At 70.1% G+C, this 13,451-nt stretch carries 14 protein-coding genes; 5 read left to right on the plus strand and 9 right to left on the minus strand.

Annotated features, from left to right (window positions below):
- Window positions 1–72: 72 nt before the first annotated feature.
- From M9980_RS11585 to M9980_RS11605, 5 genes are all read left to right on the plus strand, one after another.
- Window positions 73–1,251: an MBL fold metallo-hydrolase gene (locus M9980_RS11585; RefSeq protein ID WP_250750951.1), complete on the plus strand. Its 1,179-nt coding sequence runs from the start codon at window positions 73–75 to the stop codon at window positions 1,249–1,251.
- Window positions 1,248–1,667: a hypothetical protein gene (locus M9980_RS11590; protein ID WP_250750953.1), complete on the plus strand. Its 420-nt coding sequence runs from the start codon at window positions 1,248–1,250 to the stop codon at window positions 1,665–1,667. The genes M9980_RS11585 and M9980_RS11590 overlap by 4 nt, the downstream gene beginning before the upstream one ends.
- A gap of 173 nt (window positions 1,668–1,840) precedes the next feature.
- Window positions 1,841–3,751, plus strand: a complete 1,911-nt coding sequence (gene dnaK / locus M9980_RS11595; protein ID WP_250750959.1) for a molecular chaperone DnaK — start codon at window positions 1,841–1,843, stop codon at window positions 3,749–3,751.
- Window positions 3,752–3,861: 110 nt separating this feature from the next.
- Window positions 3,862–4,986: a molecular chaperone DnaJ gene (dnaJ, locus tag M9980_RS11600; RefSeq protein WP_250750962.1), complete on the plus strand. Its 1,125-nt coding sequence runs from the start codon at window positions 3,862–3,864 to the stop codon at window positions 4,984–4,986.
- A gap of 277 nt (window positions 4,987–5,263) precedes the next feature.
- Window positions 5,264–6,580 (plus strand): dicarboxylate/amino acid:cation symporter, encoded by a 1,317-nt coding sequence (locus M9980_RS11605; RefSeq protein ID WP_250750964.1) that lies wholly within the window; start codon window positions 5,264–5,266, stop codon window positions 6,578–6,580.
- Here M9980_RS11605 and M9980_RS11610 read toward each other — a convergent pair.
- The 9 genes from M9980_RS11610 to rsfS all read right to left on the minus strand — a co-directional run bounded on the left by M9980_RS11610 (window position 6,509) and on the right by rsfS (window position 13,450).
- Window positions 6,509–7,936, minus strand: a complete 1,428-nt coding sequence (locus tag M9980_RS11610) for a hypothetical protein (protein ID WP_250750967.1) — start codon at window positions 7,934–7,936, stop codon at window positions 6,509–6,511. The genes M9980_RS11605 and M9980_RS11610 overlap by 72 nt on opposite strands.
- A gap of 2 nt (window positions 7,937–7,938) precedes the next feature.
- The gene (locus tag M9980_RS11615; RefSeq protein ID WP_250750968.1) at window positions 7,939–8,454 is read right to left on the minus strand and encodes a DUF2306 domain-containing protein; all 516 of its coding nucleotides are present in this window, start codon (window positions 8,452–8,454) and stop codon (window positions 7,939–7,941) included.
- A 74-nt stretch (window positions 8,455–8,528) separates the two neighbouring features.
- Complete coding sequence (locus tag M9980_RS11620) at window positions 8,529–8,927, minus strand: hypothetical protein (RefSeq protein ID WP_250750971.1); 399 nt, start codon at window positions 8,925–8,927, stop codon at window positions 8,529–8,531.
- A 14-nt stretch (window positions 8,928–8,941) separates the two neighbouring features.
- Window positions 8,942–9,433: a demethoxyubiquinone hydroxylase family protein gene (locus M9980_RS11625; RefSeq protein WP_250754907.1), complete on the minus strand. Its 492-nt coding sequence runs from the start codon at window positions 9,431–9,433 to the stop codon at window positions 8,942–8,944.
- Window positions 9,434–9,489: 56 nt separating this feature from the next.
- On the minus strand, window positions 9,490–9,906 hold the full coding sequence (locus M9980_RS11630; protein WP_250754908.1) for a disulfide bond formation protein B: 417 nt from the start codon (window positions 9,904–9,906) through the stop codon (window positions 9,490–9,492).
- Window positions 9,907–9,970: 64 nt separating this feature from the next.
- On the minus strand, window positions 9,971–11,314 hold the full coding sequence (locus M9980_RS11635; RefSeq protein ID WP_250750974.1) for a S41 family peptidase: 1,344 nt from the start codon (window positions 11,312–11,314) through the stop codon (window positions 9,971–9,973).
- Window positions 11,315–11,411: 97 nt separating this feature from the next.
- The gene (locus M9980_RS11640) at window positions 11,412–12,608 is read right to left on the minus strand and encodes a murein hydrolase activator EnvC family protein (protein WP_250750977.1); all 1,197 of its coding nucleotides are present in this window, start codon (window positions 12,606–12,608) and stop codon (window positions 11,412–11,414) included.
- Window position 12,609: 1 nt separating this feature from the next.
- Window positions 12,610–13,029, minus strand: a complete 420-nt coding sequence (locus tag M9980_RS11645; RefSeq protein WP_250750979.1) for a 23S rRNA (pseudouridine(1915)-N(3))-methyltransferase RlmH — start codon at window positions 13,027–13,029, stop codon at window positions 12,610–12,612.
- A gap of 19 nt (window positions 13,030–13,048) precedes the next feature.
- Window positions 13,049–13,450 carry a ribosome silencing factor gene (rsfS, locus tag M9980_RS11650; protein WP_422921364.1) on the minus strand — a complete coding sequence of 134 codons (402 nt, stop codon included), beginning with the start codon at window positions 13,448–13,450 and terminating at the stop codon, window positions 13,049–13,051.
- Between the last annotated feature and the right edge of the window lies 1 nt (window position 13,451).

Below are 13,451 nucleotides of genomic sequence, written 5' to 3' on the forward strand. Positions count from 1 at the left end.
GCAACGGCGCGGCAGCAGTCGCCCGGAAATCCGCGCTTTGCGGGCGGCGCCGGGCACGCTAGCGAAGGGTCCATGATCCTGACCGCGCTGCGCATCGCCGTGACCATCCTGCTGTGGCTGGCGATCGCCGTCGGGCTGGCGGTGACGATCGTCCCCCACTTCCTCGACCGCGTCTATTACCGCGGCGACGTCAGCGACCATTTCGACGGCGCGCGCTTCTTCAATCCCGATGGCGACGACACCACCGCCCCGCCGACCGGGGGCAGCCGCGGCGGCTTCTTCTGGCGCTACGTGACCGGCAACGACGGGCGACCCGCATGGCCGACGACGGTGCCGGTCGCCGCGGGCAAACCTGCCGCGAGCGTGGCCGGCGACGCGATGGTCGCGACGTGGATCGGCCACGCGACGACGCTGATCCAGACGCGAGGGGTCAACATCCTGACCGACCCGGTGTGGAGCGAGCGCGCCGGCCCCCTAGGCTTCGGGCCGAAGCGCGTGGCGGCCCCCGGCGTCGCGCTCGCCGACTTGCCGCGCATCCACGTCGTCCTCATCAGCCACAATCACTACGACCATCTCGACCTCGCCACGCTGAAGGCGCTGTGGCAACGCGATCGCCCGCTGATCGTCACCGCGCTCGGCAACGACGCGATCCTGCGCTCAGTGGGAATAGAGGCGCAGGCGCTCGATTGGGGCCAGTCGGTGGCGGTCGGCGATCCCGCCGCTGCGGTCCGCGTCCACGTCACCCGCAACCATCACTGGGGCAGCCGCTGGTTCGCCGACCGCAATCGTGCCTTGTGGTCGAGCTTCGTGGTCGCGCTGCCCGGCGGCAACGTCTTCTTCGCCGGCGACACCGGCATGGGCGACGGCAACTGGCCGGTAGAGGCGGCTGCCCTCGGGCCGATCCGCCTGGCGCTGATCCCGATCGGCGCGTTCCGCTTCGTCCCCGGGCAGATGGTGTCGGGCAGCCACATCGGCCCTATCGACGCGGTCGAGGTGTTCCGCCGGCTGGGCGCCGCGCGCGCCTTCCCGATCCACTGGGGCACCTTCCGCCTGAGCTACGAGGCGTATGATACGCCGCCCAAGCTGCTGGCGGCGGCGATGCGCTGCACCGGCCAGAGCGGCTTCGCCCCGGTCGCGATCGGCGTGCCGCAGGTCGTCGCGCCCTATGCCGCGCCCGCCGCAGCGCCCCCGCTGACCCGCGAGGCGCTGGTCGCCTGCCTCGACACGCCGGCGGTGCGCGCGCTGCAATGAGCGGCACGGGCGCCTGGTACGTCGCCTCGATCGACCGCGCCGGCCATGCCCTGATCGCCGGTGGCGCGCTCGGCGGGGCGGCGATCACCGCGCTGTTCGCGAACGGCGGCGCGCACGGAATCGCGGCGCTTGCCCTGACATGGCTGCTGGCGAGCCTCGCCACGACGGTCGCCATCGTCGCGGTCGCCGGCATCCCGTGGCTGTTCCTCCACCGCGCCAATCGCCGCGGGCCCGGCGCGGCGGCCCTCACCGGCTTCGCGCTGGCGCTCGGCATCGCCGCGCTCGTCCAGCTGCCTGCGGCCCCGCTCGACCGCTACCGGCTCGCCAGCGCGCTCCTCACCGGCCTTGCGCCCGCCCTCCTGGCCGCCGCGATCGGCATGGCCATGCACCGCATCGCCTACCGCCGCCTGCTCTAAGGCGCTCCCACCTCGGGAAAAACTTGCGATCGGCGGCCTCGCCGGCAACCCTTGCGACCAAGCGCACCCCACCTATATCGCGGCGGTAACTGCGGTGCGGGCAGCTTTCCCAAAAGGTTCCCGCGCCGTGCGATTTCAATTGTTCGAGAACCCTGGGGGTACAGGCAGAAACTATGGCAAAAGTGATCGGCATCGACCTTGGCACGACCAACAGCTGCGTAGCTGTGATGGAGGGCGGCAAGCCCAAGGTGATCGAGAATGCGGAAGGCGCGCGCACCACGCCGTCGATCGTCGCCTTCGCCAAGGATGGCGAGCGGCTGGTCGGCCAGCCGGCGAAGCGCCAGGCGGTGACCAACGGCGACAACACGATCTTCGCGGTGAAGCGCCTGATCGGCCGCCGCTTCGACGATCCCGTGACCAAGAAGGATACCGAGCTGGTCCCGTACACCATCGTGCGCGGCTCGAACGGCGATGCATGGGTGAAGGCCGGCGGCGAGGATTATTCGCCGTCGCAGATCAGCGCCTTCACGCTCCAGAAGATGAAGGAAACCGCCGAGGCGTATCTCGGCGAGACGGTGACCCAGGCGGTCATCACCGTGCCGGCGTATTTCAACGACGCCCAGCGTCAGGCGACCAAGGACGCCGGCAAGATCGCCGGCCTGGAAGTGCTGCGCATCATCAACGAGCCGACCGCGGCGGCGCTGGCGTACGGCCTCGAGAAGGACACCAACAAGACGATCGCGGTCTATGACCTTGGCGGCGGTACGTTCGACATCTCGATCCTCGAGATCGGCGATGGCGTGTTCGAGGTGAAGGCGACCAACGGCGACACCTTCCTGGGCGGCGAGGATTTCGACGCCAAGATCGTCCAGTACCTTGCCGACGAGTTCAAGAAGGCCGAGGGCATCGACCTGACCAAGGACAAGCTCGCCCTCCAGCGCCTGAAGGAAGCCGCGGAAAAGGCCAAGATCGAGCTGTCGTCGGCAGCCTCGACCGAGGTCAACCTGCCCTTCATCACTGCCGACCAGAACGGCCCCAAGCACCTCGTCAAGGCGATCACTCGCGCCGACCTGGAAAAGCTGGTCGAGGATCTGGTCAAGCGCACGCTCGAGCCCTGCAAGAAGGCGCTGGCCGACGCTGGCCTCAAGGCCGACGCGATCGATGAGGTCGTTCTGGTCGGCGGCATGACCCGCATGCCGCGCGTCCGCGACGTCGTGAAGGACTTCTTCGGCAAGGAGCCGCACACCGGCGTGAACCCGGATGAGGTCGTCGCGATCGGCGCCGCGATCCAGGCCGGCGTGCTGCAGGGCGACGTGAAGGACGTGCTGCTGCTCGACGTGACGCCGCTGTCGCTCGGCATCGAGACGCTGGGCGGCGTGTTCACGCGCATGATCGACCGCAACACGACGATCCCGACCAAGAAGTCGCAGACCTATTCGACCGCGGACGACAACCAGCAGGCGGTCACCATCCGCGTGTTCCAGGGCGAGCGCGAGATGGCGGCGGACAACAAGCTGCTCGGCCAGTTCGACCTTGTCGGCATCCCGTCCGCCCCGCGCGGCGTGCCGCAGATCGAGGTCACGTTCGACATCGATGCGAACGGCCTGGTCAACGTGTCCGCCAAGGACAAGGGCACCGGCAAGGAGCAGCAGATCCGCATCCAGGCGAGCGGTGGTCTGTCCGACGCCGACATCGACCAGATGGTGAAGGATGCCGAGGCGTTCGCCGACGAGGACAAGAAGCGTCGTGCCTCTGCCGAGGCGAAGAACAACGCCGAGAGCCTGATCCACACGACGGAGCGCCAGCTTGCCGAGCACGGCGACAACGTCGAGCCTGCCCTGAAGTCCGAGATCGAGGCGGCGGTCGCCGAAGCCAAGACCGCGGTCGAGGGCGGCGACGCCGATGCCATGACCGATAAGAGCCAGGCGCTGGCGCAGGTCGCGATGAAGCTCGGCCAGGCGATCTACGAGAAGCAGCAGGCGGCGGATGCTTCCCCCGCTGCCGACGGTGCCGCAGCGGACGCGCCGCAGGAAGACGTCGTCGATGCCGAATTCTCGGACGTGGACGACAACCAGAAGGCCTGACCTGTGTACCGCAACCGTCATTTCGCGGGCGTGGCGCTCCACGAAGACCGACTTCGTGAGCGTCGCCTGCCCGGACGTGGCGGTTGCGCCGTTTTGGGCGGGGGCCCTGCATGACCACCGAAGTCGATTATTACGAGCTGCTCGAATGCACGCGCACCGCGGACGACGCCACGATCAAGGCGTCGTACCGCAAGCTCGCCATGAAATATCACCCCGACAAGAACGGCGGGTGCAAGGATCACGAGGCGAAGTTCAAGGCGGTCAGCGAAGCCTATGACTGCCTGAAGGACCCGCAGAAGCGCGCCGCCTACGACCGGTTCGGCCACGCCGCGTTCAAGAACGGCGGGCAGGGCGGCTTCGGCGGTGGCGGCTCGGGCGATTTCGGTGGCTTCTCCGACATCTTCGAAAGCGTGTTCGGCGAATTCATGGGCGGCGGGCGCGGCGGCCCGCAGCAGCAGCGCCGCGGCGCCGACATGCGCTACGACCTCGAAATCACGCTCGACGACGCCTTCCACGGCAAGTCGGACGAGATCACCGTCGACGTCTCCAGCCTGTGCGAGACCTGCGAGGGTTCGGGCGCGACGCCGGGCACCGGCACGCGCGCCTGCGCATTGTGCAACGGCCACGGCAAGGTCCGCTCGCAGCAGGGCCCGTTCGTTTTCGAACGCGCGTGTCCGGGCTGCAACGGCGCCGGCGCGGTCATCACCGATCCGTGCACCAAATGCCGCGGCGAGGGCCGGGTCGACACCACCCGCACCATCCCGTTCGAGATTCCGCCCGGCGTCGATCACGGCACGAAGCTGCGCCTGCAGGGCCGCGGCGAAGCCGGCGCGCGCGGCGCGCCCCCCGGCGATCTCTACATCTTCCTGCACGTCAAGAAGCACGCGATTTTCGCCCGGGAGGGCACGACGCTGTTCGCGCGCGCGCCGATCAGCTTCACCACCGCAGCACTGGGCGGCGAGATCGAGCTGCCTGGCTTCGACGGCGACACCCACACCATCCGGATCGCCCCCGGCACGCAGGGCGGCCGCGAACTGCGCCAGCGCGGCCTCGGCATGCCGGTCCTCCAAGGCCGCGGCCGCGGCGACCTGGTCGTGCGCATCGACGTCGAAATGCCGACCCGCCTGAGCGCCAAACAGCGCGAGCTGCTGGAAGCGTTCCGCGAAACCGAAACCGGCGAGGAATGCCCGGAAAGCACCGGCTTCTTCGCGAAGATCAAGGCGGCGCTGGGGTAGGGGTTGTCGTCCCCCAACCCCCAACCGTTCGCTTCGAGTAGCGATCGAGCCTGTCGAGAGCGCGTATCGAGAAGGCCTCTCTCCGGGCACCCACCTCTCGATACGGCGTCTCGACAAGCCTGTCTCGAGCGTGTCGAGAGGCTCGACGCCTACTCGAGGCGAACGGATTAAGGAGGGGGAGGCCAGAGTGCGTTGCGCGGCGACCCAACACCCACCATTGCACTCCCCACCCACCGCGCCATAACCGGCGCATGATCGCCGCCACCCGCGCCCGCCCATGACCCGCCTTGCCCGCGCGTGGTTCGCGATACCGCTCTGGCGCCGCGTCGTCGGGGGGCTGGTGATCGGCGTGCTCATCGGCACGCTCGCCCCGGCCATCGCCCCTTTCGTCCAGGTCTTCGGCGACCTGTTCGTTCGCGCGATCCGCATGCTGGTCGTGCCGATCGTGCTGGTTACGATCGCCGCGGGCATCACCGCGCTCGGCGATGTGCGCAGGCTCGGCGCGGTCGGAGGCCGGACGATCCTGCTCTTCGCGACGACCACGCTCATCGCAGTCAGCGTCGGCATGGCGGCGGGGTTGATCGTGCAGCCGGGCGCCGGCGCCGCGCTCGCCGGGGTCGCACCGCATGCGCTCGGCAAGCCGGTCACCCCGTACGAACAGCTCGTCGGCATCGTCCCCCTCAACATCGTCGATGCGCTGGCCAAGGGCGACATGCTCGCGATCATCTTCACCGCGGTGCTGCTCGGCGTCGGCACGCTGGCGGCGGGCGAGGCGGGGCGCCCGGTCGCGCGGCTGCTGGAGGGGTTGTCCGCGGTCCTGTTCCGCATCGTCGGCATCGTCATGGAGGTGACCCCGCTCGGCGTGATGGCGCTGATCGCCAATGCCATCGCCACCGCAGGGCTCGGTGTGTTCGTCACGGTCGGCTGGCTCGCGCTCTGCGTCGTCGCCGCCTCGCTGTTCCAGATGGCGGTCATCCACAGCGCGGTGCTGCGCCTTGTCGCGCGCCTGCCGGTGCTGCCGTTCTTCCGCGGGATCGTCGATGCGCTGGCCGTCGCCTTTTCGACCGCGTCGTCGTCGGCGACGCTGCCGGTCGCGCTGCGGGTCGCCGAGACGCGGCTGGGGGTCGACCGCGCCATCGCCTCGACCGTGCTGCCGCTCGGCGCCAGCATCGGCAAGGACGGCACCGCGCTCTACGTCGGCTTGCTCGGCCAGTTCGCATTGCAGGCGCTCGGCATCGTTCCCGACGGCACGATGTTGGCGATCATGCTCGCGACGGGGGCGCTTGCCGCATTCGGCACCGCGCCGGTCCCCTCCGCCTCGCTGTTCATGCTCGCGGCGATGCTCGGCGCGGTCGGCGTGTCGCCCGAACAGACCGCGCTGGTTGTCGGGCTGGTCCTGCCGTTCGACCGGTTGCTCGACATGACCCGCACGGTGCCGAGCGCGAGCGCGAACCTGACCGTCGCGACGACGGTGGCGCGGATGCAGGGCGCACTGGACGAGGCCGCCTATCGCAGCGGCGGCTCAGCCGAGGGGATTGCGACGGACCGCGCGCACGATGCCCCAGCCGATCAAGCCCGCCAGCAGCAGGTATAGCGCCAGCCCCTGCCACACGCCCCAGCCGAGCCATTCGCTGGGGAACGTCCGCAGCTGGCCCTTCAGGAACCGGTCGCCGATGACGTCGCTGAACAGCGGGAAGCGCCCCTGCCCGCCGCTCACGATCTCGGCCGCGGCGATCGTCAGGTTGATGGCGACCGACACCACCAGCAGCGCGAGCGCCGCGCCGCGCTCCAGTCCGCTCCGCGCCGCCGCCCACGCCGGGCCGAGCCCGAGCGCAAGGAAAGCAATTCCCGGCACCGCATGCCGCGGCCCGGTCGAATTGCCGCCGTCCCAATAGACGTAGGACGCGTTGTACACGAACAGCGCCACCGTCCCCGCCACCGCCAGCCAGCCGATGTCGCGCGTCGCCGGCGCGCGGATCAGCCGCACCACCCCCGCGACCGCCAGCAGCAGCACCGGCGCGACCCAGATCATCCCCCGCCGCCCGCCGACCAGTATCTCGTAGAGCACCCAAGGCTTTGGATAGGTCAGCCCGAACAGCCCCTGGTTCATGCCGTCGAACCCGACCACGCCCTGATACCCAAGGCGAAACAGCGTGCCGAACGCGAAGAGATTATACGCCGCCAGCACCGCCAGCATCGCCACCGCCGGGATCGCCGCCGCGAGCATCGCGCGGGCGCGCTCCGCCGCCGGGTACCGCCACAGTCGGAGGAGCGCCCACACCCCGATCACCGCGCCACCGATGACCGCCGGATATTCCACCACGATCGCCCAGCCGAGCGCCGCCCCGGCGACCGCGGCGTGACGCCATGACGCCCGCGCGCCGCCTGTTCCGCGCCACACCGCCCAGATCGCGATGGCATAAAGCGCGGCGACCGGCGCGTGGCCGAACAGGCTGGTCGACCATCCCCACATCGGCGTACCGAGCGCAAAGCCGATCGCCGCAAATGCGCCCGCGCCGTTCGACCCGCCGAGGCTCGCCCCCATCAGGAACACGCACACCGCCGCCAGCGCGATCAGCAGCGCCGCCCCGCTCGCCGTCGCCAGCCGCAGCCGCGCGCGCATGAACCGGTCGGAGGCGGGATCGTAGATCGCCAGCGACCGCGTGGCTCCTCGCGTGCCGCTCGCCCGGTCGGCCAGCCACACCGCGGGCAGCGCCATCAGCGTGACGCCCGGCGCCTTGTCGAGATAGACGTGGCCGTCGAACGCCGCCTTGTCGATCGTCAGCGCGGCGTATTGATCGATCGTGGCATCGCCCTCCTCGACGATCGAGAACGCCGCGAACAGCCGCGTCGAATTGTTCGGATTCCATTCCCACGAACCGAACCACGCGCATGACAGCCACACGAGCGCGAAGATCAGCGCGGCCAGCCGCCCCCGCGGCGTCGCCACGCTCACCCGAACAGCCAGTGGCCGAGCAGCCGGTTGAACGGAAAGGTGAAGAATCCCGCGACCAGCAGCGCGCCGGTCACCATCGCGCGAACGCTGCGGCGGTGGCGCGCGACCTGGTGCGTGCGCGCCTGCCACCACAGCATCGGCACCTGGATCAGCACCCACGCCGACAGGATGTGGATATAACCGAGCTGCCCGTGGCGGCTTTCGCGGATCAGGAAGGAGAGCGCCGCCGTCGCCAGCATCGCGACGACCCACACCGTGCCGAGCGCGCGGTGAGTCCCGTCCCCGCGCTGCCTGAGCAACATCACCGGCGTCAGCGCCAGCGCGACGATGATCGTCAGCAAATGCGGCCACACCACCCACGGCACCCGCGACCACTCCGCCTGCCCCCTGGCCAGTGCCACCAGCACGCAGCCGAGCAACAAAACCGCGCCCGCCGACAGGACTTGCTCATAGCGATCGGGGGCCAGCGATTGCGGACGCTCGCGTGCGCGCTCCGGTGCGATCGTCGCCATCGTCAGCCCCCCAGCCAGAAACGGCGCGACGCTAACCTGCGCCAGACCGCCCGGCAACGCGCTTGATGTGGGGATTATTGGGGAACGTACGCGCCATCCTCGCGCGCGCGCGCTGCATTGTCGCGGCGAGCGCGACCGAAGGCCTGGTTGGCGCAGCCGATGCCGCCGCCCGGGCCGACCGTCGAACAGCTGCCGATGCCCGTAGCGCCGGTGTTCAGCGCGTCCTGCGCCTTGGTCGCCCAGGACTGGTATTCGGGCTTGATCTCGGGCTGGCGGATTTCCTTGGGAATGCGGAACTGCTCGCCCGCCGGACGCCGCTGGCACACCACGATCTCGTCGCCGTCGGCGTTCGTCGGGCACTTCTGGGTGCCATAGACGAAGACGACACCGCCGACCGGGGCATCCTGCGCCGCAGCCGGCGCGGCGATGGCGACCGCAAAGGGCGCGGCCAGCAGGGCGATCAGGTGCTTCATCTCTGTCATCCTCGTCAAATACGCTTCGACACCGCGATCGCGGCCTTGCACCCCAGCCGGATCAGCGCCGACATCACCGGATAGCCCGGCGCGCGTTCGGCCCCGTGGGCGAGCGCGGTGTCGCGGTGCTCGAGTTCCTCGGCCTGAAAGCGTGCGACCGCGCCCGACAGTTCCGGATCGCCGTCGCCCAGTTCGTCCAGCTGCTCGGCATAATGTTTGTCGATCTCGGTTTCGACCGCGGCGGTGCACGCCATCGCCGCCTCCGGCCCCATCGTTGCGGTGACCGCGCCCAGCGCAAAGCCGGCGACATGCCAGAACGGCTGGAGCAGGGTCGGGCGGACGCCGCGTCTCGCGATCATCGCATCGAAGAAGGCGCGATGCTCCTCCTCCTGCGCCGCCATATGCGCGATCTTTCGCGCCATCGGGTGGCGGTCACCCATCACCGCCAGCTGCCCGGCATAGATGCGCGTCGCGCCGAATTCGCCGGCCTGGTCGACGCGGATCATCGACGGCGTGGCATCGCGCCGGTCGCCGGGGCGCCAGCCGGTGGGGGCCGCCTCGCTCACCGCTTCACCGCCAGCCACAGGATGACGAGCGCCGAGGGAATCGACACGATCGCATTCCACCCGGCAAGCGACACGCCGCCCAGCGTCCACTGCGCGACGTCGCAGCGGATCATCGGTGCGGCCATGATCTTGCTGAACATATCCTCGACACTCCCGCCTGCCTGAACGGTCGAGGTGCAGCCGGTGATCCCCGGCCACCAGCCATATTCCACCCCGGCGTGGAACACCCCGATCGCGCCCGACGTCGCGATCAGCAGCGCGGCGACGACCACCAGAGCGCGCCGGGCGCCGCCCGTCACCATGAACGCGACCAGCGCCACCGCGATCGCGGCATAATGCGGCCAGCGCTGCCAGTGGCACATCTCGCACGGGTACAGCCCGCCCAGATATTGCGAGCCCAGAGCACCCGCCATCAGCGCCGCGGGCACCAGCAGCGCCAGGCGATTGGCGGTGACGAGGGGTGCGGTCACGACGGCCCTACCGCTTGCGCGCGGGCGATGCGGCGGCGGCGGTCTGCACCGCCGGCCCGAGCCGCGACAGCGTCTTCAGCGCGTAATCGAGCTGGAAGTCCTTGACTCCCTTCGCCTCCAACTCCTTCGGCGTCGCGACGAAGCGCGGATCGTCCTTGGTATCTTCCTCCAGCACCTTGTTGTCGACCTTGGCCTCGTTGACCAGGTGGCGGCGCAGGTCGGCCTCGCGGAACACGGGGCGCGTCTTGTAATCGGGGTCGCTCAGCTGCGGCACGGCGATATCGGGCTCGATCCCGCCCTCCTGCACCGACCGCCCGGACGGCGTGAAATAGCGCGCCGTCGTCAGGCGCAGCGCGGTGTTGCTGCTCATCGGCAGCAGTGTCTGCACCGATCCCTTGCCGAAGCTGCGCTCGCCCATCACGATCGCGCGGTGATGGTCCTGCAGGGCGCCGGCGACGATCTCGGACGCGGACGCGGTGCCCGAATCGGTCAGCACGATCACCGGCAATCCCTTCGCCAGGTCGCCCGAGGTCGCGTAGAATCGCTCGATCTGCGCCTTCGTCCGCCCGCGCTGCGACACGATCTCGCCGTGGTCGAGGAACACGTCGCTGACCTCGATCGCCTGGGTCAGCAGCCCGCCGCCATTGTCGCGCAGGTCGACGACATAGCCGAGCGGCGCATGGCCCAGCGACTTCTCGATCGCCATGATCGCCCCGCGCGTGTCGGCGCCGGTCCGCGCGGAGAAGGTGTTGATGTTGATGATGCCGATACCGTTCTTCACTTCCCACTTCACCGGCTTCTGCACGATCGTCTCGCGCACCAGCGTCACCTCGATCGGCTTGTCGCGGCCCGGGCGCACCAGCGTCAGCGACACCTTGGTGCCGGGCGCCCCGCGCATCCCCTCGATCGCCTCGTCCAGCGACTGGCCGTAGATCAGCTGGCCGTTGATGTGGGTGATATAGTCGCCGGACTTGATGCCCGCGCGGTAGGCGGGCGTATCCTCGGTCGGGGCGACGACCTTCACCGCGCCGTCCTCCATCCCGACGGTCAGCCCGAGGCCGCCGTAATTCCCTTCGGTCGCGATGCGCATATTGTCGAAGTCGAGCGCGTCGACATAGCTCGAATGCGGATCGAGCGCGGCGAGCATCCCCTGAATCGCGCCCTTCACCAGCGTCTTGTCGTCGACCTTGTCGACATAATCCGCCTTCACGCGGGTATAGACGTCCATGAACACGTCGAGGTCGCGGTACGCGCCCGCATCGACCTCTGCCATCGCCGCGGTCGCCAGCGGCACGGCGGCGATCGTCGCGAGGAGCGCGGTGGCGCCGAGCAGGTTGGTAGTACGCGACATGGTGGACGGCTTTCCGGCTGGTGACTGTTTGCGAATCTAGCGGCTTTGCCCGGTAGAGGCAAAAGCCATTGCGCCTGAACGCGCGATTACGCGGGGCTCAACCAAGCAGCTGCGCCAGGTCGACCGCAACGCCGCGCCGACGCAGCTCGACCGCGATGCGCGGGTCGTCGCGCATGCCGACCCGGCCGATCGGCGCCCCCGCCGTCACGGCATCGCCGACCGCCACCGATACCGCGTCCAGTCCGGTGATCGCGCTCGACCAGCCGCCGCCATGATCGACGATGACGACGGTGCCATAGTCGCGGAAGGGACGCGCGAACACGATGCGCCCTGCCGCCGGCGCGACGACCGCGGCGCCGGCGGTGGTGGCCAGCGTCAGGCCGCGCGCGCGCACGCCGGTGGCCGACACCTCGCCCAGCCCCTCGACCACGCGCCCGCGCACCGGCAGACGGTAGGGGGCGGTGCCGAACCGCGTCGGAGCGCGCTCCTCCACTCCGCCGATCCGTTCGGGCCGCGGCAACGGTCCAGCCAGCGCCGCCAGCCGCGCGCGCGTCTCGGCGGCGTCGGCGGTGATCTCCATCCCCGCGACCAGATCGCGCGCGCGCTCGCCCAGCGCGATCGCGCGATCGCTTTCGACCAGCGCGCTGCGGTCCAGATCCTCGCTGCGCAACCGGTGGTCGCTTTGCAGGCGGACGAGCGCCAGCCGCTCACCCTGCAACCGCGCGCGGCCCGCGGCCAGGCTGCGCACCGCGGCATCGGCATCGGCCCTCAGTGCCGTCGCCCGCGACAGTTCGGCCCGGACGCCGGCGCTGCGCGCGCGCACCACCGGCATCAACGTGCCGAGCACCGCGCGCACCCGCACGATATCCTCCGCCGTCCCCGGCTGCACCACCGCCACCGCCGCCGGGCGCCGCGCGAGTGATTGCAGCGCCGCGACCAGCCGCGCGATCGGCGCCTGCCGCTCGGCCAGGCGCACGCGACCCGCGGCCAGCGCGCGCTCGGTCAGCGCCACCCGCGCCTGTCCCGCGCCGATATCGGCCTCCGCCGCGCGGATGCGCGCCGCGACCGCCGCCTCGCGGCCCTGTGCCTTCAGCGCGTCGTCACGCTCGGCGTCCGCCGCGCGCTCTAGAGCCACCGCGCGCGTATCCGCCGCCCGCGACGCGGCGCGCGCCGCCCGCAACGCCGCGCGCTGCTCGGCGACGGTCGGGGGCGGCGCGCTCGCCCCGATCAGCGCCACCGCGGCAACGGCGAGCAGGAGCGACGGGCGCCACGGGTCGGTTTTGTGGAGGAGCACCCTACCCCTCACGGTGATACGGATGCCCGGCAAGGATCGAGGTCGCACGCCACAATTGCTCGGCCAGCATCGCGCGGGCCAGCATGTGCGGCCACGTCAGCCGCCCGAATGACAGCAGCATGTCGGCCTGCCCGCGCGCCGCATCGTCGAAGCCGTCGGCGGCACCGATCAGGAACCGCGTCTCGCGCACGCCGTCGTCGCGCCACCGCCCCAGCCGCTCGGCAAAGGCCTTCGACCCCGGCGTCTCACCGGTTTCGTCAAGCATGACGATCCGCGCGCCGTCCGCGGCCGGCATCCTGCCCCCGGTGTCGGGCAGCTCGGTCACCCGCGTCGGCCACGCAATGCGTTTCAGATACCGCCCGACCAGATCGGCCTCGGCACACCGCCCGATCCGCCCGCGCGCGACGATATGGAGCAGCACGCGCGCGAACCGCCGTGATTCAGTTCGGCTCGCCGCCCGACGGCGCGTCGCCGAACGACCACATGCGCTCCAGATTGTAGAAGCTGCGGACTTCGGGGCGGAACAGGTGGACGATCACGTCGCCGGCGTCGATCAGCACCCAGTCGGCAGTCGCCAGCCCCTCGATCCGGGCGGACACGCGGAACTCGGCCTTGATCTTCTCGGCGAGCTTCGTCGCCATCGACGCGACCTGGCGGGTCGATCGGCCCGAGGCGACGACCATATAGTCCGCGATGCTCGACTTGCCGGCGAGCGGGATCGACACGGTCTCGACCGCCTGGTCGTCCTCCAGGCTCGCCAGGACAAGTCGGTGCAGCGCCTCGCCGCCGGGGGTATCGGTCGAACCGGAGGGCGAACCGGGAACGTGCGGGTGAGAGGCCAAG

It is taken from the genome of Sphingomonas donggukensis, from assembly GCF_023674425.1.
Classification (GTDB): Bacteria; Pseudomonadota; Alphaproteobacteria; order Sphingomonadales; family Sphingomonadaceae; genus Sphingomonas; species Sphingomonas donggukensis.

What these genes read in the sequence shown, in the direction of transcription:
- M9980_RS11585 (WP_250750951.1), top strand. Translation starts at nt 73, where the DNA reads ATGATCCTGACCGCGCTGCGCATCGCCGTGACCATCCTGCTGTGGCTG.
- M9980_RS11590 (WP_250750953.1), top strand. Translation starts at nt 1,248, where the DNA reads ATGAGCGGCACGGGCGCCTGGTACGTCGCCTCGATCGACCGCGCCGGC.
- dnaK (WP_250750959.1), top strand. Translation starts at nt 1,841, where the DNA reads ATGGCAAAAGTGATCGGCATCGACCTTGGCACGACCAACAGCTGCGTA.
- dnaJ (WP_250750962.1), top strand. Translation starts at nt 3,862, where the DNA reads ATGACCACCGAAGTCGATTATTACGAGCTGCTCGAATGCACGCGCACC.
- M9980_RS11605 (WP_250750964.1), top strand. Translation starts at nt 5,264, where the DNA reads ATGACCCGCCTTGCCCGCGCGTGGTTCGCGATACCGCTCTGGCGCCGC.
- M9980_RS11615 (WP_250750968.1), bottom strand. Translation starts at nt 8,454, where the DNA reads ATGGCGACGATCGCACCGGAGCGCGCACGCGAGCGTCCGCAATCGCTG.
- M9980_RS11620 (WP_250750971.1), bottom strand. Translation starts at nt 8,927, where the DNA reads ATGAAGCACCTGATCGCCCTGCTGGCCGCGCCCTTTGCGGTCGCCATC.
- M9980_RS11625 (WP_250754907.1), bottom strand. Translation starts at nt 9,433, where the DNA reads ATGATCCGCGTCGACCAGGCCGGCGAATTCGGCGCGACGCGCATCTAT.
- M9980_RS11630 (WP_250754908.1), bottom strand. Translation starts at nt 9,906, where the DNA reads ATGGCGGGTGCTCTGGGCTCGCAATATCTGGGCGGGCTGTACCCGTGC.
- M9980_RS11635 (WP_250750974.1), bottom strand. Translation starts at nt 11,314, where the DNA reads ATGTCGCGTACTACCAACCTGCTCGGCGCCACCGCGCTCCTCGCGACG.